Raw genomic sequence first — 18390 nt, 5'->3', positions numbered from 1 at the left:
GCGACATTATAGACAGCTTTAATTGGAAATGGAAGGTTAATTTGAAAAATATTTCTTAATGTATCGCACTAAGCGTATTTTAGTGTTGCCGTTATAATGTTTGAATTGTAATTTGGGGTGAATAGCTATGCGTTGTGAGATCGGTGTGATAGGCAATGGGGCGGTGGGTAAAGCCGTGGCGCTGGGCTTTGCGCAGGCTGGGTTTCAGGTGATTTTACTGGGTCCTTCAGATAGGGCCGCAACTGTGCGGGCTATATCGCCGGAATGGGATGCGCGGGTGTTTGCGCTGAATCATACGGCTAAAAATTTACTCAGCAAGTTAAAGGTGTGGGATGCGTTGGATTTACAACGTGTGGCGCCAATTGAATCTATGCAAGTGTTTGATGATGCCGGTGCGGCGTTGAACTTAGATGCTTATGCCGCTTACCAAAATGAGTTGGCATGGATAGTGGAAGATCAAAATTTAAATCAGGCGCTGGATGCGGCACTGCGATTTGCCCCGAATGTGCAGCTGATGACGGGAAAAACTGTTGCTATGTCGGCTGATTTTTCTGAGCTGACTTTGGAAAACGGAGCAACCTTGCAGGCTGAATTATGGGTCGGTGCAGATGGTGCGCAATCTTGGCTGCGCAATCAGGCCGACATTGGCTTGGATTATCGCTCCTATGATCAGCGTGGCGTGGTAGCTAATTTTAGTTGCGCTAAACCACATCATGGTATTGCTCATCAATGGTTTATTGGCGAGCAGGGCATTGTCGCTTTGCTCCCTTTGCCGGGACAGCAAGTTTCCCTGGTGTGGTCAGCGCCGGAAGCGTTGGCCGTGACCTTGTTGGGGGAAACTACTCATCAACTAGCGCAACGATTGGCACGCTATTGCGGTGAGGTTTTGGGCGAATTAGTTCCGTTGCCGCCGCAGCGTGTGCAAGCTTTTCCGTTGAATTTTATTTCCCCGCACAGCATCATCGGGCCGCGTTTGGCATTGGTCGGCGATGCAGCTCATGTGGTTCACCCATTGGCTGGGCATGGAATGAATTTGGGCTTTGCCGATGTGGTGGCGTTGTTGCAAACAGTGGCGGAACGTGAAGCATGGCGCAGCTGCGGTGATACGCGGGTGTTGCAGCGGTATGCCAGAGCGCGTAAGGAAGATGTATTATTAATGCAGCTGGCTACTGACGGTTTGTCGCGGTTATTTGGCTCGCAATTGTCGCCATTGCAAACTGTGCGGAATATGGGAATGACAATAGTAAACAAATTGCCGTTTTTAAAAAAGCAATTGATACTGCAGGCAATGGGTAAGTAGTTAATTTAAAAAAGGATTATATGCAATCGATCAAAAAAATAGGTTTAGTAGTAAGTAGTCTTTTAATGAGCTTGATACTCACAACGGCATGCGCGCAAACGGATCATGAAGCGGCGATTAAGAAATTGCTTGAGCCGAAGTTAGGAAATGAAGTGGTAGTGGATGCGGTGAAAAAAACCAGTTACGCGGGTTTATATGAAGTGCAAGTTGGCGGCGATATTTTTTATACCGATGAGAAAGCGCAATTTCTTTTTGTCGGTAATGTCATGGATTTAAAAACGCATAAAAACGTCACTAGAGCTCGGCTTGAAAGTTTGAATAATGTGAAAATTGCTGATTTGCCGCTGGAATTGGCGATGAAGCAGGTTAAGGGTGACGGCACGCGCGTGATTGCTGTGTTTGAAGATCCTAATTGCGGTTATTGCAAGCGCTTGCGCAAAGAGATGCAAAAGATAGATAACATTACTGTCTACACCTTTATGTATGACATCTTGTCGGAAGATTCTGCCATTAAATCTAATAATATATGGTGTTCTGCTAATCCTGCCCAAGCATGGAATGACTGGATGCTGAATGGCAACGCTGCGCCCGATGCACCAGCTAGCTGTACGACAAGTCCACATGAAAAAATATTGGCATTGGGTGCAAAATTACATATAACTGGAACACCTGCGATATTCTTTGCTGACGGTACACGGGCACCTGGTTTTATTGATGCGAACGCGTTGGAAAAAAAATTAGCTGACGTTAAATAAGCTACTTTCAAAACAAAACCTCGAACCATGTCACAGCAAAATACGGTTGGCATCCTCTTAGCAGCGGGCGGTGGTCTGCGCTTTGATCCAACCGGTGTTCAAAATAAATTAACGCAAATTCTACCTAGTGGCACTCCCGTTGCGGTACAGGCTGCCGGCAATTTACTTGCTGTATTGACTAAAGTGATTGCGGTGGTGCGTTGCGCAACGTTGGCGCAGCAGTTGACGGAAGCAGGTTGTGAAGTACATCTGTTTTCACAAGCGGAGCAAGGCATGGGTGCTTCACTGGCGTATGTAATACACCATGCGGCAGGCGCTAACGTCGATTCAGTACTGGTCGCCTTGGCCGACATGCCTTATCTGCAGACCGAGACTATCCGCAAAATGCTGGCGGCATTAGCCGCTGGTACGGATATTGTGCAGCCGTATTATCAACAGCAGGCCGGGCACCCGGTCGGATTTTCTAAACGTCATTTTCCGGCATTAATGTCCTTAACCGGCGATATTGGTGCGCGCCATTTATTGCGTGAATTTTCGGTATTGCAGTTGCCGGTAGATGATGCCGGTGTCGTGCGTGACATTGATTTTTTGTCGGATTTGCAAGGAAAGTAATCTGGGTTAATAGTGTGCATTTTCTTTAGCTGGCGTTAAACTACTGACCTTATCTATTTAAGCTCTGTAGGTTATAAAAAATACACCATGAATCATCATTTTCTTAGCAAGCGTTTGGCCCACCAACTGGGTTTTGTCGGATTAATTCCTTTTATTATTTTAAGTTTGGCTTGCTGGATCACTCATCCGGATTGGCTGGATGGTTTTGTGTATGCGCAAAGCGCTTACGGGATTGCGATTTTATCGTTTTTGGGCGGCATACATTGGGGCGTTGCGCTGACTTCGCCAGAGTTAACGGCAGAGCAAATTAAGCGCGCTTTAATTTGGGGTGTGGTTCCGACTATGATTGCCTGGTGTTCCAAGCTGAATTTCGGGTTTGGCTTTTTTGTGCTGATGTTTGGTTTTATCGCCTCCTACCAAATTGATAAACGTCTGTACGTTACATACCAAATGCCGGAATGGTTTTTAGTATTGCGACGTCGCCTGACTATTGTTGTAGTGGCCGCTTTGGCGCTGACGGTACTGGCGGTTAATGTACGAGCTTAAAAATAACTATTCCAAATAAAATTATGACAATTCACTACACAATTATTCCTAAAGATTTAGCCGGACACCTGTTTCAGGTGACAGTGCGAGTCGATCAACCTGATCCGATCGGGCAGGTATTTATATTGCCAGCCTGGATACCGGGTAGTTATATGGTGCGTGAATTTGCGCGCAATATTGTGCAGATTAAAGCCAGTTGTAACGGTAAAAAAGTCCGCTTAACTAAGTTGGATAAACATAGCTGGCAAGCAGTGCCAGTGTCCGGCTCGTTGACGTTGGAATATGAAGTGTATGCCTGGGATTTATCGGTGCGTACCGCGCATCTGGATCAAACACACGGTTTTTATAATGGCACTAGCGTATTTTTGCGCGTGGTCGGGCAAGAAATGGACAGCCATGTTGTCGATATTCAAAAGCCTGTCGACCCTGCCTGCAAACAATGGCGCGTTGCGACTTCGTTGCCTTTATTGAAGGCCAAGTTGTATGGTTTTGGTAGTTATGTGGCAGAAAATTATGACGCACTCATTGATCATCCGGTGGAAATGGGTGAGTTTGCGATGGCTAGCTTTAGCGTGCATGGTGTTCCGCATGACTTTGTAGTGACCGGGCGGGTTCCTAATCTGGATTTAGACCGGATTGTGCGCGATCTGGAAAAAATCTGCGCCACGCAAATTGCTTTTTTTGAGCCGAAAACGAAACGCGCACCGATGGATCGTTATGTGTTCATGACGATGGCAGTCGGTGATGGTTATGGTGGATTAGAGCACCGCGCTTCTACTGCTTTAATTTGCAACCGGACTGATTTGCCAGTTAAAGGAAATGAGGGCAATGAAGATGCAAGTGAGGCTTACATCAGCTTTCTCGGCCTGTGCAGCCATGAGTATTTCCATACCTGGAACGTAAAACGTATTAAACCGGCAGCGTTTGCGGCATACGATTTGCAGCAGGAAAATTACACGCCATTGCTCTGGTTGTTTGAAGGAATTACCAGTTATTACGACGATTTAATATTGCTACGTAGCGGCATTATTGATGAGTCTGCATATTTGAATATGGTCAGCAAAACACTTAATGGCGTGTTGCGTGGTGCAGGACGGACTAAGCAAAGTCTGGCCGATTCGAGCTTTGATGCGTGGACCAAATATTATCGTCAAGATGAAAATTCCCCGAATGCGATTGTCAGTTATTACACTAAAGGTTCTTTGCTGGCGTTGGCTTTAGATTTAACGATACGGCAAACAACTGCTGGTAAAAAATCGTTGGATGATTTGATGCGCGCTTTGTGGCAAACCTTTGGCCGTGATTTTTATAAATTAGCGCTAACCGGTGATCAGCAAGGAGTGACTGAGGCGCAGGTTGAAGCGATGGTCGAGCAAATTTGTGGCGTTAAAATGAAGCCGTTTTTTGATCGCTATGTGCGTGGTACTGCCGATCTGCCTTTGGATGACATGTATGCCGATTTTGGTGTTGGTTTAGTCGATCAGCGTAAAGTGCGTCAACCAAGTTTAGGCGTTAAATTAAGCCGCGAAGCGAATGACTGCAAATTGGCGCAGGTGTTTAATGGTCGCGCTGCGCACGCGGCAGGCATGTCAGCTGGCGATGTGATTGTGGCGATAGATGGTTTGCGAGTGAGTGCGACCGATGTGCCGACTAATTTGAGTAAACTGTTAGGACGTTATGCGGTCGGTGCCCGCGTCGTGGTGCATGCATTCAGGCGCGATGAATTAATGCAGTTTACGGTACGTTTGCAATCGGATGATGTGCCGATGTGGGCTTTGCAGGTTAATGAGCAAGATCCTGCGTCAAAAAGCCGTGTGAAAGTTAAGCAGACGGCACAATTAGCGCGCCCGAGTTCGCTCAAGTCAAGCTAGAAAATTTGGCAATATTGACATCTGCATACTTGTGTACGCAGATTGATAGTTCGCCTTATTTATGTAAAAAGTCGCGCCATTTCCATTCCCGGTTCTGGCGCGCGCATAAACGCTTCACCGACCAAAAATCCATTTACATTCACATCGCGCATCCGTTTTACATCTTCCACGCTTGTTATTCCTGATTCCGTAATCACCAGTTTTTCAGCTGGAATTTGCGGCAACAAGACGATGGTGTTTTCTAGCGACACATCAAAGGTGCGTAGATTGCGGTTGTTAATGCCGAGCAGCGCGGTCTTTAATGTGAGCGCTGCTTTTAATTCGTCGGCGTTATGCACTTCCACCAAAACTGCCATGCCCAGCTCATGCGCGATGGATTCTAATTCGCGCATTAAACCCGCATCCAACGCCGCGACGATCAGCAAAATCGCGTCCGCACCCCAAGATCGCGCTTGATATATCTGGTAAGGATCAATCATAAAATCCTTGCGCAAGGCGGGCAATGTGCAAGCAGCTCTGGCTTGCTGCAAATACTCAGGAGCACCTTGGAAAAACTGTACATCGGTCAGCACAGATAAACACGCTGCACCATGAGTGGCGTAACTGGCCGCAATTTGTGCAGGATCAAAATCTGCGCGGATGATGCCTTTGGACGGCGAAGCTTTTTTAATTTCAGCAATCACACCCGCGGCTCCGGCTTGAATTTTATTGCGCATGCTGGCTTCAAAGTCACGCACGCCAGCGCGTAAATCCGTGTTTTCTTCTACTTCACGACGCAAGCTGGTGAGTGCCTGATATTTTTTAGCGGCGCGAACTTCATCAGCTTTCACATCTAAAATTTTAGTTAAAATGTCAGACATTGTGCGCTCCGAGTTGCTGGGTTACCTGTACAAACTGATCTAATTTAGCGCGTGCTGCGCCAGACTCAATGACTGCATTTGCGCGACTTAATCCATCAGCAATGCTGGTGGCAAGGCCTGCGCCATAAATCGCCATGCCAGCATTTAATGCGACAATGTCACGTGCCGGGCTAGCTGTGTTGCTTAATGCTTCAAAGATTTTTTGTTTCGATTCATCAGAGTTGGCGACTTTAAAACTGCGGTTGGACGACATCGCCAAACCAAAGTCTTCCGGGTGAATTTCATATTCGCGGATTTCACCGTTCACCAATTCACCGACCAAAGTACCTGCACCGAGCGACGCTTCATCCATATTGTCGCGCCCCCAAACGACTAACGCATGTTGCGCACCTAGCCGTTGCAATACCCGCACTTGAATACCGACTAAGTCAGGATGAAATACGCCCATTAAAATATTCGGTGCGCCGGCCGGATTAGTCAACGGTCCCAAAATATTAAAAATCGTTCGTACGCCTAACTCTTTACGCACTGGTGCCGCGTGCTTCATGGCGGCATGATGATTCGGTGCAAACATAAAGCCGATTCCGGTTTGCGCAATTGATTGGGCAATCTGTTCGGGTTTGAGGTTGATATTTGCGCCCAAAGATTCTAAAACATCGGCACTGCCTGATGACGAAGAAACGCTGCGCCCACCGTGTTTTGCTACGCGTGCACCTGCTGCTGCTGCGACAAACATCGACGCGGTAGAAATATTAAACGTGTGCGAGCTATCGCCGCCGGTGCCAACAATGTCGATTAAATGGTCGGTATTGGCGAGCGGGACTTTGGTCGAAAATTCACGCATGACTTGCGCTGCAGCGGTAATTTCGCCGATGGTTTCTTTTTTGACCCGCAAACCGGTTGTGATTGCCGCGACCATTACGGGTGACATTTCACCGCTCATGATTTGGCGAAACAAGAACAGCATTTCATCATGAAAAATTTCACGGTGTTCAATACAACGCAGCAGTGCTTCTTGTGGAGTGATGTTCATTTTGCGCTCGCTACAGTGATGAAATTTTTCAATAAAGCATGACCGTGTTCCGACAAAATTGATTCAGGATGAAATTGCACGCCCTGAATATTAAAGTCGGTATGTCGTACTCCCATAATTTCACCGTCATCCGTCCACGCGGTTACTTCTAAACAGTTCGGCAAGCTGGCACGTTCAATCGCTAACGAGTGATAACGGGTAACCGTATACGGCGTTGGCAAATCTTGGAAAACACCCACGCCGGTATGTGCAATTAAACTGGTCTTGCCGTGCATGACTTGTTTGGCGCGAATCACTTTGCCACCAAAGGCTGCGGCAATACTTTGATGCCCAAGGCACACTCCGAGCATCGGAATTTGTCCGGCAAAACGTTGTAATGCGCCGACTGAAATCCCCGCTTCATGCGGCGTACAAGGTCCGGGTGAGATGCAAATATGAGTAGGGGCTAAAGCGGCCACTTCGTCTAGCGTAATTTCATCGTTGCGATAGGTGCGCACTTCTACGCCCAGTTCGCCGAAATACTGCACCAGGTTATAGGTGAAGGAATCGTAGTTATCTATCATTAGCAGCATTTAAATCTCCCCATCCAGGCCATCTTGCACATGTTCGGCCGCGCGTAACACAGCGCGTGCTTTATTTTCCGTTTCTTGCCATTCGGAATCCGGTACCGAATCAGCGACGATTCCCGCAGCGGCTTGCACGTACAACATGCCGTCTTTTAAAACGCCGGTACGGATCGCAATCGCTAAATCCATCGCGCCGCTAAATGATAAGTAGCCGCAAGCACCACCGTAAATACCGCGTTTGGTGAGTTCCAGTTCGTCGATAATTTCCATGGCGCGTACTTTGGGGGCTCCGGATAAAGTACCGGCCGGGAAAGTGGCTTTTAATACATCGAGATTGGAGAGATTATCTTGCAGCGTAGCTTCCACGTTGGAGACGATGTGCTGAACGTGTGAGTATTTTTCAATCGCCATTTGGTCGGAAACACGTACTGTGCCGGTTTTAGCAATGCGTCCCAAGTCATTGCGTGCCAAATCAATCAGCATGACATGTTCGGCAATTTCTTTCGGGTCGGCTAATAATTCTTTGGCTAACTGTTCATCTTGCGCTGGTGTGGTGCCGCGTGGCTTGGTGCCGGCCAGCGGGCGTATCGTTACCGTATGGCTGCCATCTTCCTGGCCTTCATTGCGTACTAAAATTTCTGGCGAAGAACCGATGATGTGCATGTCGCCAAAATTGTAGAAATACATATACGGTGACGGATTGAGCGAGCGCAAGGCTCGGTATAAAGACAGCGGCGAATCGACATACGGTTTCTTAATCCGCTGACCAATTTGTACCTGCATTAAATCGCCTGCCATAATATATTCTTGAGCGCGAGTGACTGCTTTGAGGTAATCCTCTTTTGCAAATTCGCGAATAGTTTCTGTGCGTACTGAGGCCGAAGTCACTGGCGCATCGACACTCCGGCGCAACATGGCGCGTAATTCTTTGAGGCGTACCCGGGCTTTAGAAAATGCTTCCGGTTTGCTTGGGTCGGCATACACAATCAAATACAGCTTGCCCGACAAGTTATCAATGACCGCCAATTCTTCCGTGACTAACAATTGAATATCCGGCAAACCTAAATCATCTTTTGGGCAGGAGTGCGCTAACCGCGTTTCAATATGGCGCACTGTATCGTAGCCAAAATAACCTGCCAGGCCGCCGCAAAAACGTGGCAAGCCGGGACGCAAGGCCACTTTATAACGCGCCTGAAAGGCAGCGATAAATTCCAGTGGATTACCGGTATGGCTTTCAATCACTTTGCCATCTTGCAGTACTTCGCAGCGTTCGTGATAACAGCGTAGCGAGGTATTGGCTGGCAGGCCGATAAATGAATAGCGTCCTAATCGCTCACCGCGCACCACGGACTCCAGCAGAAAGGTGTTTTTGCCGCCGTGTTGGCTTTGCGCTAATTTGAGGTAAACGCTTAAGGGCGTTTCCAGATCGGCAAATGCTTCGATGATTAACGGGATGCGGTTATAGCCTTGGTTCGCCAAGGAATGGAATTCGATTTCGGTCATGACTTTCTCTTCTTCCCCATGCGTGGGGTGAAATGATAAAAACGTGCTGGCTGCATAAGGACGATCCTCGCTGCAAGCCAATCTCTGGCATTGGGCTAATGCAAATGTTGATTAGCCGCTGGAAATGCTAGCGTCGCCATAGCCAGGCCTCGAAAGTGCCTGGAGTGGTGACGGGACGTTTTTTAGTGAGAAACATTATTGATGATTTTGGGGGGTGTTAGGGTTGTTAATTAACTGTTCACAAAATGTGCAGCGCACAACAAGGTTTCGACTATACCATCAGTATCAATTGCTTGTACAGCCTCGCCGTGATTGTAACCGTAAGGTACGGTAAGTGCCCAGCAACCGGCCGCGCGTGCTGCGATGGCGTCGTTACTTGAGTCGCCAATCGCCACTACCTGATTGGGCTCAAGCTTAAAATCACTGCAAACTTGTAACAACGGGGCTGGGTGCGGTTTTTTGTGCGGCAGGCAATCTCCGCCATAAATCACGTCAAAATAATGATGTAGCGATTTTTGTTTTAACAGCGGTAGCGCAAAGGAAATTGGTTTGTTGGTTACACAAGCCAGCCGGATGCCTTGCGCCTGCAATGCGCTTAATCCTTCTTGTACATCAGGGTAGAGCTTGCTGTACTGACCATTTATCGATAAGTAATTGCGCTGATAGCTGTTCATGGCGGCATCAAAGTGGCGTTCTACTTCAGCAGGTGAGAAATCGACAGCCAGTACTTGTCTGATTAAATTTTCACTACCTTTGCCGACCATGTTTTGAATCACGGCTTGCTCTAATGGCGCGAGCGCAAATTCGGCACGCATGGCATTAATCGCCACCAGAAAATCACCAATGGTGTCGATCATCGTGCCATCTAAATCAATGATCGCGGCTTGAATGCCGTTCATTTTTATCATGCGACTGAAGCTAATTCACGGCGCATGCCAGCAATAATGCCAGGGTAATCAGGCTTGCCAAAAATAGCCGAACCAGCAACAAAGGTATCGGCACCAGCGCGGGCGATTTCAGCGATGTTGTCGGTTTTTACACCGCCATCGACTTGCAACATAATGTCGCGACCGGACGCATCTATTAATTTTCTGACAGCGGCAATTTTTTGCAGCGTATGTGGAATAAAAGATTGTCCGCCAAAACCGGGATTGACCGACATCAGCAAAATCAAATCGAGCTTATCCATTACATGTTCTAAAAAATTTAATGAAGTACCGGGATTAATTGCCAGGCCAGCTTTGCAGCCGTGGTCGCGAATTAACTGCAAAGTGCGATCCAGATGTTCTGTGGCTTCAGGATGGAAGCTAATAATATTGGCACCGGCTTTAGCAAAGTCCGGAATGATACGATCTACAGGTTTGACCATTAAATGCACGTCAATCGGTACTTGCACATGCGGCCGAATCGCCTGACAGATCATCGGGCCGATGGTTAAATTTGGTACGTAGTGATTGTCCATCACATCAAAATGGATCATGTCGGCACCTGCCGCCACAACATTGCGCACCTCTTCACCTAAGCGGGCAAAGTCGGCGGATAAAATGCTGGGGGCGATGCGGTATGTGGGAGAGGTGCTCATTGGTAGTGGCCTGAAGAGGAAAAAAGATGCGTTATTTTACCTTGAACTGGTTTGGAGCCTGGAATTTCCTTCGAAGAATACTGGATTTTGAGTGTTGAAATAGCATTCATTTAGTGCAAATTGACTTGTGCATCATTGTAAATTTCCTATACTCTTAAAGGTGTTTGGTTGAAATTACAGAATCTGTAGGGTGCAGCGCTAACCTGATGCTCTTTGACTTTTAAGGCAATTTAAATGATAAAACTTGATCTTTCGCGCCGCAGCTTTTTGAAGGTCAGCGTGGTGGCCGGGGTGTCGGTCTACGTAGCACCCATTGGCGGTAAAGCGTTTGCAGCCTTATTTGAAGAAAAAATCCTGAGCCCGATCAAATGGGACGGTAGTAGCGGTCAGGCCAAATTTCGTATTGATGGTATTGCCAAAGTCACTGGCGCTAAAGTGTTCGCGCGCGATATACGATCCCGCGATATGCCGCACTGGCCGACGCAGCAATCGCATGCCTTGATTTTGCGTACAACAAAGGCAGATCGCAATTACCAAGGGTTTAACCTGAACTTGCTCGGAGCTGAATTGCAACCGGATCGTATCGTTACCGCTGAAGATTTACTGCGCGACGGCCTGGCTTTTCCTGCATTTTACGGCGAAGACATGCTGCTGCCAGCGGGTAAAATTCCAGCGTATCTGGGCCATGCCGTGGCGATTCTGATTTATCACGACTTTGCCAAATTCCGGTTTGCCAAAGATTTGTTGCAATTTAAAGATGAAGTGATTCAATACGGCCCAGTTAGTGCGCCGCTGGAACGTGATCCTTGGGGCAGCTTCCGTTTTGTACGAGTTGGTGGTGCGACGCCGTTTGATGATGACGTTTTTTCCAGCCTGAAAAATGCTCCGCTATTCCCGAGCATGATGCGCAAACATCAACCAGTCTGGCCCGACGGGCAAGAGCATGGCAAGTTGGGCGAACAGGGCATGTTTTACGCAGCGCAAATCCAGCAGCAACTAGATCAGCCGCCCGCCGATTGGCTGGTGATGGAGCGCGACTACAACACGCAGTCGGTAGATACGTCGGCACTGGAACCGGATAACGCCAACTGTTGGTATGACAGTGTTAATCAGGAATTACACATGGTCGTGCCGACCCAGTCTCCCGCTGAGGTGGTGGACAGCACAATTGAGATGCTGAAAAAGGGTAAATTCCCGCTCAAAAAACTGTTTCTGCATCCGTGTTATACGGTTGGCTATGGCTCTAAAGATCACTATAATTTTCCCTTCTATGGTTTGCTGACCGCGCTTTACGCCGATGGTAAGCCGGTACGTTTGGCGAACGACCGCTTTGAGCAATTTCAAACCTCGATCAAACGGCATGCTTTCAAGATGCATTACCGTATGGCGGTGGATCGCAAAAGCGGTTTGCTGCAATCATTCAAAGGCGATTTTGAAGCCAATGGTGGCGGCCGCGCCAATTTTTCTCCGTCTGTCGCAATGGTGGGCGCCACTGCCGCGCAGTCTATTTATTATTTTCCAAAAAATGATCTGGCTGCTGTCGCGATAGCAACGCGCGCTATTGATGCGGGCTCGGCACGCGGCTACGGTACACTGCAAAGCATGGCGGCAACCGAGATGATGGTTGATGAAATCGCAGAAAAACTCGGCCTCGATGCAATTGATTTCCGGCTTAAAAATGCCTTGCGTTCCGGGATGAAAAATACCCAGGGTGCGATACCGGCTGGCGCTATTCGGGTTGATGAAGTGTTGCAAAAAGCCAAACTTCATCCCTTGTGGATAAATCGTGCCAAACAAAAAATGACATACGAAGCGGCGCATCCGGGCATGCGTTACGGCGTTGGGTTTGCCTGTGTTCAAAAGGATTTTGGAACCGGTGCAGAATCTTCCTTTGCCAAAGTTGAAATCAGCGCTGACGGACATATCCAACTGCATCATAGCGGCGTGGAAATTGGCACCGGCATGTCGACTTCGCAAGCCATTGCCTGTGCCAAATGGCTGGGAAAACCGGCGGATGAGGTGCAAACGGCGATTACCGATTGGGCCGATTTACCCGTGACGGCCAGTGGTGATCCCTACATCATGAGTCAGGCTGAGCAAGACAAATTGGCGATGAATCCACGTTGGTCGCCAGCTTATGCATCCCCGTCCAGCGCCACCAATTCGGCTTTTTACTTTACTCACAGCACCCGAGAAGCAGCACGCGTCATTTTTTTGCATGGCTTGTGGCCAGCGGCGTTGTCTATCTGGAGCCAAGGTATAGGCGGTGGTCAGGCGGCTCCGTTGGTAGTGCGTGTGGAAGATGCGCGTTGGGTGGATGGCAAATTGTCGGCGGCTGGACTTGAGGCACTGCCTTACGCGCAGTTAGTTAAAAAAGCGCATGAACTGGGGCTGGTGACGGGTGCCACCGTCCATGTATTTAATCGTTGGCAATGGAGCGAAGCTGAGTTTGAAGTGAGTGGCAATGTAGTGCGACTGCCGCTGGATGGCTTATCGTTACGTTATGGTGACGGTGCTAGTCCGGTACAGAAAAAACGGATGACAACTGACGGCGGTTATGAAGTTTTGAATCGCAAAAAAGTATTTATCCCGCCTACTCAACGCAATAATGCGGCTGTTACTTACTATAGTGCAGTCGGCACGCTGGTTGAGCTGGCTATTCACGCGGCGAGCGGCAAGGTGGAATTGTTAACGCATCATTCCATCATGGAATGCGGGAACCAGTTATCGCCGCAACTGGTTTCCAGTCAGTTGCAGGGCGGTTTAGCAATGGGCATCGGTCATGCCCTGCATGAATATCTGCCGCTCTATGAAGACGGGCCCGGCAATGGCACTTGGAATTTCAACCGCTACCAGTTGCCACGCGCGGCCGATGTTGCAGTCTGGACCCAAACCAGCGAAGTGCTGCCACCGTTGACTGAAACCGATCCGGCTAAAGGAATTGCCGAAGTGGTGATGATACCGGTGGTGGGTGCGATAGTGAATGGCATTGCGCATGCAATAGGTCATCGGTTTACTGATTTGCCAGTAACGCAACAACAATTACAGGAGATTCTGGCATGAGCAGGACAATCTATCCAATCACGCTGCACATCAACGGCAAACCGGTCGGCCCTGTACCCGTGCCGGAAGGCATCATGATGATTGATTTTTTACATGAATATCTGGATTTGACTGGCTCACGTCTCGGTTGCGGCCAAGGTATTTGTCATGCCTGCGTGGTGATACTTGATAAGCCGGACGGCTCCAGCGAAGAAGTGCGCTCCTGCATTACCGGAGCACATTTTTTTGATGGCAAGCAAATACGCACCGTAGAAGGCCACGCCCAGCGTAACGAGCAAGGTGAAGTGGTGACGCTTTCGCCTGTGCAGCAAAAGTTTTTAGAACATTACAGTTTTCAGTGCGGATATTGCACACCGGGGTTTGTGAATGCAGCCACTGTGCTGCTGGAAAAGCTGAAACGTCATCCAGTCAGTCGTGCCCAGCTTGATCAGGCGATTACCGATGGACTGAATCATCATATTTGTCGCTGCACTGGTTATGTACGTTATTTCGAAGCGGTGAAAGAAGTTGCATTAAGCACCGCTGGCTTGGTAAAGGATGTCAAATGAAAAAAGTGCTAACTGGCTTGGTATTGCTGGCTCTAATGGCGCTGGTCGGTTGTGATGGCAGCATCGGAGCAACCGATAAAACTATCCAGCCTGACCATAAGGCGCAGATTGAATTTGGTCGTTACTTAACCAAGGCAGCGGATTGCGCCGCTTGCCACACAACTTCGACTGGAGCGCCCTTTGCTGGTGGCGTTGAGCTGGCCTCACCGTTTGGTAAGTTTTACGGCTCGAATATCACGCCAGATAAAGAGCATGGCATTGGCAAATGGAGTGCGGACCAGTTCTATAAAGCACTGCATGACGGAGTAACACCTGATAAACATCTTTATCCTGCAATGCCGTATACCTCATATCGCGGCATGACGCGCGCCGATAGCGACGCCATTTATGCGTTTCTGATGCAGCAAAAAGCAGTTGCCGTTGCGACGCGTCCGGCTGATCTCAAATTTCCTTACAATATGCGTTTTGGGATGATGTTTTGGAACGTACTGTTTCTGAAGAATTCACTCAATGATGCTTCAGTTGGCCAATCGGCCAGTTGGCAACGCGGTCAATATTTAAGTAATGTCATGGGACATTGCGCGGAGTGCCATACGCCACGTGGACTATTTGGTCAGCTTGATTTGTCTAAATCCCTAACTGGTGCGGCATTGGCGCGGGTAGCTGCACCGAATGTTACACCAGCCGGTTTAGCAGCGGTCGGCTGGAATCCTGCTGATTTGCAGACTTTTCTTGCCAGCGGTATCGCACCGCAAGGATCAGCTTATGGCGATATGTTTCCGGTGGTGCATTTAAGTACTCAATATCTGAGTAAGGATGATCTGGTTGCCGTGACCACCTATCTGTTCGGTGACAAGCCGCTTGTGCCAGAGCCAGTTAAAGCCATTGCGCTGGATACAGCGGAATTAAAAGCCGGGCAGCGCTTGTATACAGCAGTCTGTGCTGGCTGCCATGGTTTTCAGGGCGAAGGTAAGCCGCATGTCGCGGTGCCGATGCAGGGAAATTCGACAGTACGTAATGCCGATTCGCATAATCTGATTGTGACGATTCTGGATGGGGTGGAAGCGCAGAAATTCCCCGGAATTGAAAACCTTCAGGAAATGCCTGGGTTTGCGACTACGTTAAGTGATCAGGAGTTAGCGCAATTGACTAATTTTTTACGCGCTCAGTGGGGTGGACATGCCGCCAGTGTTACGCCGGAGCAGGTGAAAGGGTTAAAATTGGCGGCGGGTACAAAATAATTAAGCGAAATTTACTTATGAAACTCCGGATAAGACGCTGTTGTTACATGTAAATTAACACTCACAGCTTGCGCTGCCAGTTAATTTAGTGTCGAATAGCTGCTTATCTTTATAGTTGGAAGAGCAGGCGATCAATGGCATTGTATGAATTTAGTGTATCAGTAGCAACCAAGTACTTAGGGCAACAATCGGACCCTGAGGCGTCAAGATATGTGTTTTCCTACACTATTACCATCAAAAACACCGGTACAGCTAAGGCGCAATTAATCGCCCGGCATTGGATTATTAAAGACGCCAATGACCATGAAGAGCAAGTACGCGGATTGGGCGTGGTGGGCTATCAACCACTTTTGGAGCCGGGACAACAATTTGAATACACTAGCGGCACAGCGTTGGCTACGCCAATAGGAAGTATGCACGGCACTTATTTATGTGTTGCAGAAGATGGGGAGCAATTTAACGCTACTATTCCAGAGTTCGTACTGTCTCTGCCATGGACGCTGCATTAAAACGTCTTATTCTTCATCACTTGGTGGCTTTGCGCCAGAGAACATTGTCCACCACACAATTAAAGCAAATACTAAAAAAGCACCTGTTGCTTCTACAAATATTAACCACATAGTTCCTCCATGTTCAAAATAAACCGTAGTGTACCGTCTTTGGCCGCTCTTTTACTGTTAGCTGCATGCCAAACGACGGTTGTTGAGCCAATCAATAAACCAACTCCGCCTGTCGCGACAATTCCAGCTGTGACGCCACCAGTGTCGGTAATTGAATCGAAGCCACAAAATTTAAAGGCGAGTTTCAAACAGTTGGACTATTCAGATTTGCCGGGCTGGAATCAAGATAATTTAAACGAAGCCTGGCCGGCATTTAAAGCTTCGTGCAAAGCATTGATAAATAAATCAGATTGGCATGAGCTGTGCACAATTGCCCAAACTGTGGATGGAACGGATAGCTCGGGAGTACGCAGTTTCTTTGAAGCCTTCTTTAATCCTTATCAAGTAATTAATCCAGACGGAACTGAGTCAGGCCTAATTACCGGTTATTACGAGCCCTTGTTACGCGGTTCTCGTCAGCGCGGCGGTTCCTACCAAACGCCGTTGTACCAAGCTCCATCGGACTTATTAACTATTGATATGGCGGGTTTGTATCCAGAGTTAAAAGGTATGCGCCTGCGCGGACGAGTTGTTGGTAATAAAGTAGTTCCATATCCAAGTCGCGCCGAGTTATTACAGCCGGGTGTCTTGACTGGTAAGGAAATTTGCTGGGTTGATGATTCGGTGGATGCGTTTTTCTTGCAAGTTCAGGGTTCAGGGCGGATATTTTTTGCCGATACGAATGAAACGGTCAGATTGGCGTATGCAGATCAAAATGGTCAGCCATATAAGTCTATTGGTCGCTATCTGGTCGATAAAGGTGAGTTGAAATTAGAACAAGCTTCGGCACAAGGGATTAAAAACTGGATAGCCAATAACCCTACGCGTGAAAATGAAGTATTAAATGCTAATCCGAGCTATGTGTTCTTTAAGGAAGAAAAAATCAGCGATCCAATGCAAGGGCCCAAAGGCGCATTGGGCGTGGCCTTAAGTGAAAAGCGTTCGGTAGCGATTGACGCTCAATTTTTACCATTAGGCGCGCCGGTATTTATTAATACGACTGAACCCAATACTGACGTACCGTTGAAACGCTTAATGATGGCGCAAGACACCGGTGGCGCAATTCGAGGTGCAGTCCGCGCTGATTTTTTCTGGGGCTTTGGCGCGCAAGCAGGGGATATGGCGGGGCGCATGAAGCAACGCGGCATGTTGTGGGTGCTTTGGCCCAAATTAGCTAGCGCCCCACTAGGCGTCGTAGTGAATCAACACTAATTAATTGCAGACATACTATATATAGAGGAAAAATTATGAATTACGAAGCTATCCTGGTTGAAACAAAAGGTAAAGTTGGCGTGATTACGTTAAATCGCCCAAAAGCCTTAAATGCATTGAATGACCAGTTAATGGACGAATTGGGTCATGCATTAAATGAATTTGATAAAAACGAACAAATTGGCTGCATCGTATTAACAGGCAGTGAAAAAGCATTTGCCGCAGGAGCTGATATTACGCTGATGGTTAATTACACCTATATGGACGCCTTTAACGGTAACTATGTCACGCGTAATTGGGAGCATATTCGTCAAATCAGAAAACCAGTGATTGCAGCTGTAGCTGGTTATGCGCTGGGTGGCGGTTGTGAGTTGGCGATGATGTGTGATTTTATTATCGCTGCAGAGAACGCTAAATTCGGCCAGCCAGAAATTAAATTGGCAACTATCCCTGGTTGTGGTGGTACGCAGCGTTTGCCGCGCGCCATTTCCAAATCAAAAGCCATGGATATGTGCTTAACCGCCCGCATGATGGATGCAGTCGAAGCCGAACGTGCAGGTTTAGTATCTCGAGTTGTGCCACTGGATAAACTCATGGAAGAAACTTTAGCAGCAGCGACCACAATCGCCGGCATGTCGCTGCCTATCGTTATGATGATCAAGGATTCAGTCAACCGCGCCTATGAAACAACCTTGTCGGAAGGTGTTCAATATGAACGCCGTATGTTCTATAGCACCTTCGCTTCTGAAGACCAAAAAGAAGGAATGAAATCTTTTTTAGAAAAACGCTTGCCAAACTTCCGCAACCTTTGATATAGTTCGCCTCCCGTCGAAAGACGGGGAAAAAAGAAGCGGTAGCGAAGCGGAGGAATGGCAGAATGCACCCGTTAAATTAACGCTTTAAAGTAGGGTACGAGAGCAGTAAAGTGGGAGAGCAGAAAAAACGAAGTGTCGAAAAATAAGTGTTGACGCGGAGTAGCAAAAGCCCCATAATCTCGTTTCTGTGCTGCAGACAAACAAAACGCTTTGTCAGCGAAGAG

General features: G+C 48.0%; 17 protein-coding genes. 11 read left to right on the top strand and 6 right to left on the bottom strand.

Annotated features, from left to right (window positions below; all coding sequences use genetic code 11):
* Positions 1 to 127 precede the first annotated feature (127 nt).
* The 5 genes from S2091_RS05580 (at position 128) to S2091_RS05560 (ending at position 5084) form a co-directional block, all read left to right on the top strand.
* Positions 128 to 1300 carry an FAD-dependent monooxygenase gene (locus tag S2091_RS05580; RefSeq protein WP_105530825.1) on the top strand — a complete coding sequence of 391 codons (1173 nt, stop codon included), beginning with the start codon at positions 128 to 130 and terminating at the stop codon, positions 1298 to 1300.
* 65 nt (positions 1301 to 1365) lie between these two features.
* Positions 1366 to 2055: a DsbC family protein gene (locus tag S2091_RS05575; RefSeq protein WP_243405329.1), complete on the top strand. Its 690-nt coding sequence runs from the start codon at positions 1366 to 1368 to the stop codon at positions 2053 to 2055.
* Between the two features lie 27 nt (positions 2056 to 2082).
* Positions 2083 to 2667, top strand: a complete 585-nt coding sequence (locus S2091_RS05570; RefSeq protein ID WP_105530823.1) for a nucleotidyltransferase family protein — start codon at positions 2083 to 2085, stop codon at positions 2665 to 2667.
* A gap of 87 nt (positions 2668 to 2754) precedes the next feature.
* Complete coding sequence (locus tag S2091_RS05565) at positions 2755 to 3213, top strand: DUF3429 domain-containing protein (protein ID WP_105530822.1); 459 nt, start codon at positions 2755 to 2757, stop codon at positions 3211 to 3213.
* Positions 3214 to 3236: 23 nt separating this feature from the next.
* Complete coding sequence (locus S2091_RS05560; protein WP_105530821.1) at positions 3237 to 5084, top strand: M61 family metallopeptidase; 1848 nt, start codon at positions 3237 to 3239, stop codon at positions 5082 to 5084.
* 59 nt (positions 5085 to 5143) lie between these two features.
* Here S2091_RS05560 and trpC read toward each other — a convergent pair whose 3' ends face one another.
* The 6 genes from trpC to rpe form a co-directional block, all read right to left on the bottom strand.
* Positions 5144 to 5944 (bottom strand): indole-3-glycerol phosphate synthase TrpC, encoded by an 801-nt coding sequence (gene trpC / locus S2091_RS05555; RefSeq protein WP_105530820.1) that lies wholly within the window; start codon positions 5942 to 5944, stop codon positions 5144 to 5146.
* The gene (trpD, locus tag S2091_RS05550; protein WP_105530819.1) at positions 5937 to 6977 is read right to left on the bottom strand and encodes an anthranilate phosphoribosyltransferase; all 1041 of its coding nucleotides are present in this window, start codon (positions 6975 to 6977) and stop codon (positions 5937 to 5939) included. Before trpD ends, trpC begins: the two co-directional genes overlap by 8 nt.
* Positions 6974 to 7549 carry an aminodeoxychorismate/anthranilate synthase component II gene (locus S2091_RS05545; RefSeq protein ID WP_105530818.1) on the bottom strand — a complete coding sequence of 192 codons (576 nt, stop codon included), beginning with the start codon at positions 7547 to 7549 and terminating at the stop codon, positions 6974 to 6976. The genes trpD and S2091_RS05545 overlap by 4 nt, the downstream gene beginning before the upstream one ends.
* Complete coding sequence (gene trpE, locus S2091_RS05540; protein ID WP_105530817.1) at positions 7550 to 9046, bottom strand: anthranilate synthase component I; 1497 nt, start codon at positions 9044 to 9046, stop codon at positions 7550 to 7552. It lies immediately after the preceding gene.
* Positions 9047 to 9276: 230 nt separating this feature from the next.
* Entirely contained in the window at positions 9277 to 9954 is a 678-nt protein-coding gene (locus S2091_RS05535) for a phosphoglycolate phosphatase (protein ID WP_105530816.1), read from the bottom strand.
* On the bottom strand, positions 9951 to 10628 hold the full coding sequence (gene rpe, locus S2091_RS05530) for a ribulose-phosphate 3-epimerase (RefSeq protein WP_105530815.1): 678 nt from the start codon (positions 10626 to 10628) through the stop codon (positions 9951 to 9953). The genes S2091_RS05535 and rpe overlap by 4 nt, the downstream gene beginning before the upstream one ends.
* A gap of 234 nt (positions 10629 to 10862) precedes the next feature.
* On the opposite strand from rpe, the gene S2091_RS05525 reads away from it, so the two are divergent.
* The 6 genes from S2091_RS05525 (at position 10863) to S2091_RS05500 (ending at position 18163) form a co-directional block, all read left to right on the top strand.
* Positions 10863 to 13691: a xanthine dehydrogenase family protein molybdopterin-binding subunit gene (locus tag S2091_RS05525; RefSeq protein WP_105530814.1), complete on the top strand. Its 2829-nt coding sequence runs from the start codon at positions 10863 to 10865 to the stop codon at positions 13689 to 13691.
* On the top strand, positions 13688 to 14239 hold the full coding sequence (locus S2091_RS05520) for a (2Fe-2S)-binding protein (protein WP_105530813.1): 552 nt from the start codon (positions 13688 to 13690) through the stop codon (positions 14237 to 14239). The genes S2091_RS05525 and S2091_RS05520 overlap by 4 nt, the downstream gene beginning before the upstream one ends.
* Complete coding sequence (locus tag S2091_RS05515) at positions 14236 to 15480, top strand: c-type cytochrome (RefSeq protein WP_105530812.1); 1245 nt, start codon at positions 14236 to 14238, stop codon at positions 15478 to 15480. The genes S2091_RS05520 and S2091_RS05515 overlap by 4 nt, the downstream gene beginning before the upstream one ends.
* Positions 15481 to 15614: 134 nt before the next feature.
* Positions 15615 to 15989 (top strand): Co2+/Mg2+ efflux protein ApaG, encoded by a 375-nt coding sequence (gene apaG / locus S2091_RS05510; RefSeq protein WP_105530811.1) that lies wholly within the window; start codon positions 15615 to 15617, stop codon positions 15987 to 15989.
* Between the two features lie 120 nt (positions 15990 to 16109).
* Positions 16110 to 17351 carry a murein transglycosylase A gene (mltA, locus tag S2091_RS05505; protein ID WP_105530810.1) on the top strand — a complete coding sequence of 414 codons (1242 nt, stop codon included), beginning with the start codon at positions 16110 to 16112 and terminating at the stop codon, positions 17349 to 17351.
* Between the two features lie 35 nt (positions 17352 to 17386).
* Positions 17387 to 18163 carry an enoyl-CoA hydratase gene (locus tag S2091_RS05500; protein WP_105530809.1) on the top strand — a complete coding sequence of 259 codons (777 nt, stop codon included), beginning with the start codon at positions 17387 to 17389 and terminating at the stop codon, positions 18161 to 18163.
* Positions 18164 to 18390 lie beyond the last annotated feature (227 nt).

Source organism: Solimicrobium silvestre (genome assembly GCF_002976435.1).
Lineage (GTDB): Bacteria > Pseudomonadota > Gammaproteobacteria > Burkholderiales > Burkholderiaceae_D > Solimicrobium > Solimicrobium silvestre.
Note: the sequence above shows the minus strand (reverse complement) of the source record. Positions and strands in the feature narration are given on the sequence as shown.

Excerpts from the sequence above, each read along its gene's own strand:
- S2091_RS05545 (WP_105530818.1), bottom strand. The coding sequence starts at position 7,549 with ATGCTGCTAATGATAGATAACTACGATTCCTTCACCTATAACCTGGTG.
- rpe (WP_105530815.1), bottom strand. The coding sequence starts at position 10,628 with ATGAGCACCTCTCCCACATACCGCATCGCCCCCAGCATTTTATCCGCC.
- S2091_RS05500 (WP_105530809.1), top strand. The coding sequence starts at position 17,387 with ATGAATTACGAAGCTATCCTGGTTGAAACAAAAGGTAAAGTTGGCGTG.
- S2091_RS05560 (WP_105530821.1), top strand. The coding sequence starts at position 3,237 with ATGACAATTCACTACACAATTATTCCTAAAGATTTAGCCGGACACCTG.
- trpE (WP_105530817.1), bottom strand. The coding sequence starts at position 9,046 with ATGACCGAAATCGAATTCCATTCCTTGGCGAACCAAGGCTATAACCGC.
- S2091_RS05580 (WP_105530825.1), top strand. The coding sequence starts at position 128 with ATGCGTTGTGAGATCGGTGTGATAGGCAATGGGGCGGTGGGTAAAGCC.
- S2091_RS05575 (WP_243405329.1), top strand. The coding sequence starts at position 1,366 with ATGAGCTTGATACTCACAACGGCATGCGCGCAAACGGATCATGAAGCG.
- apaG (WP_105530811.1), top strand. The coding sequence starts at position 15,615 with ATGGCATTGTATGAATTTAGTGTATCAGTAGCAACCAAGTACTTAGGG.
- S2091_RS05520 (WP_105530813.1), top strand. The coding sequence starts at position 13,688 with ATGAGCAGGACAATCTATCCAATCACGCTGCACATCAACGGCAAACCG.
- S2091_RS05570 (WP_105530823.1), top strand. The coding sequence starts at position 2,083 with ATGTCACAGCAAAATACGGTTGGCATCCTCTTAGCAGCGGGCGGTGGT.
- trpD (WP_105530819.1), bottom strand. The coding sequence starts at position 6,977 with ATGAACATCACTCCACAAGAAGCACTGCTGCGTTGTATTGAACACCGT.
- S2091_RS05525 (WP_105530814.1), top strand. The coding sequence starts at position 10,863 with ATGATAAAACTTGATCTTTCGCGCCGCAGCTTTTTGAAGGTCAGCGTG.
- S2091_RS05565 (WP_105530822.1), top strand. The coding sequence starts at position 2,755 with ATGAATCATCATTTTCTTAGCAAGCGTTTGGCCCACCAACTGGGTTTT.
- trpC (WP_105530820.1), bottom strand. The coding sequence starts at position 5,944 with ATGTCTGACATTTTAACTAAAATTTTAGATGTGAAAGCTGATGAAGTT.
- S2091_RS05535 (WP_105530816.1), bottom strand. The coding sequence starts at position 9,954 with ATGATAAAAATGAACGGCATTCAAGCCGCGATCATTGATTTAGATGGC.
- mltA (WP_105530810.1), top strand. The coding sequence starts at position 16,110 with ATGTTCAAAATAAACCGTAGTGTACCGTCTTTGGCCGCTCTTTTACTG.
- S2091_RS05515 (WP_105530812.1), top strand. The coding sequence starts at position 14,236 with ATGAAAAAAGTGCTAACTGGCTTGGTATTGCTGGCTCTAATGGCGCTG.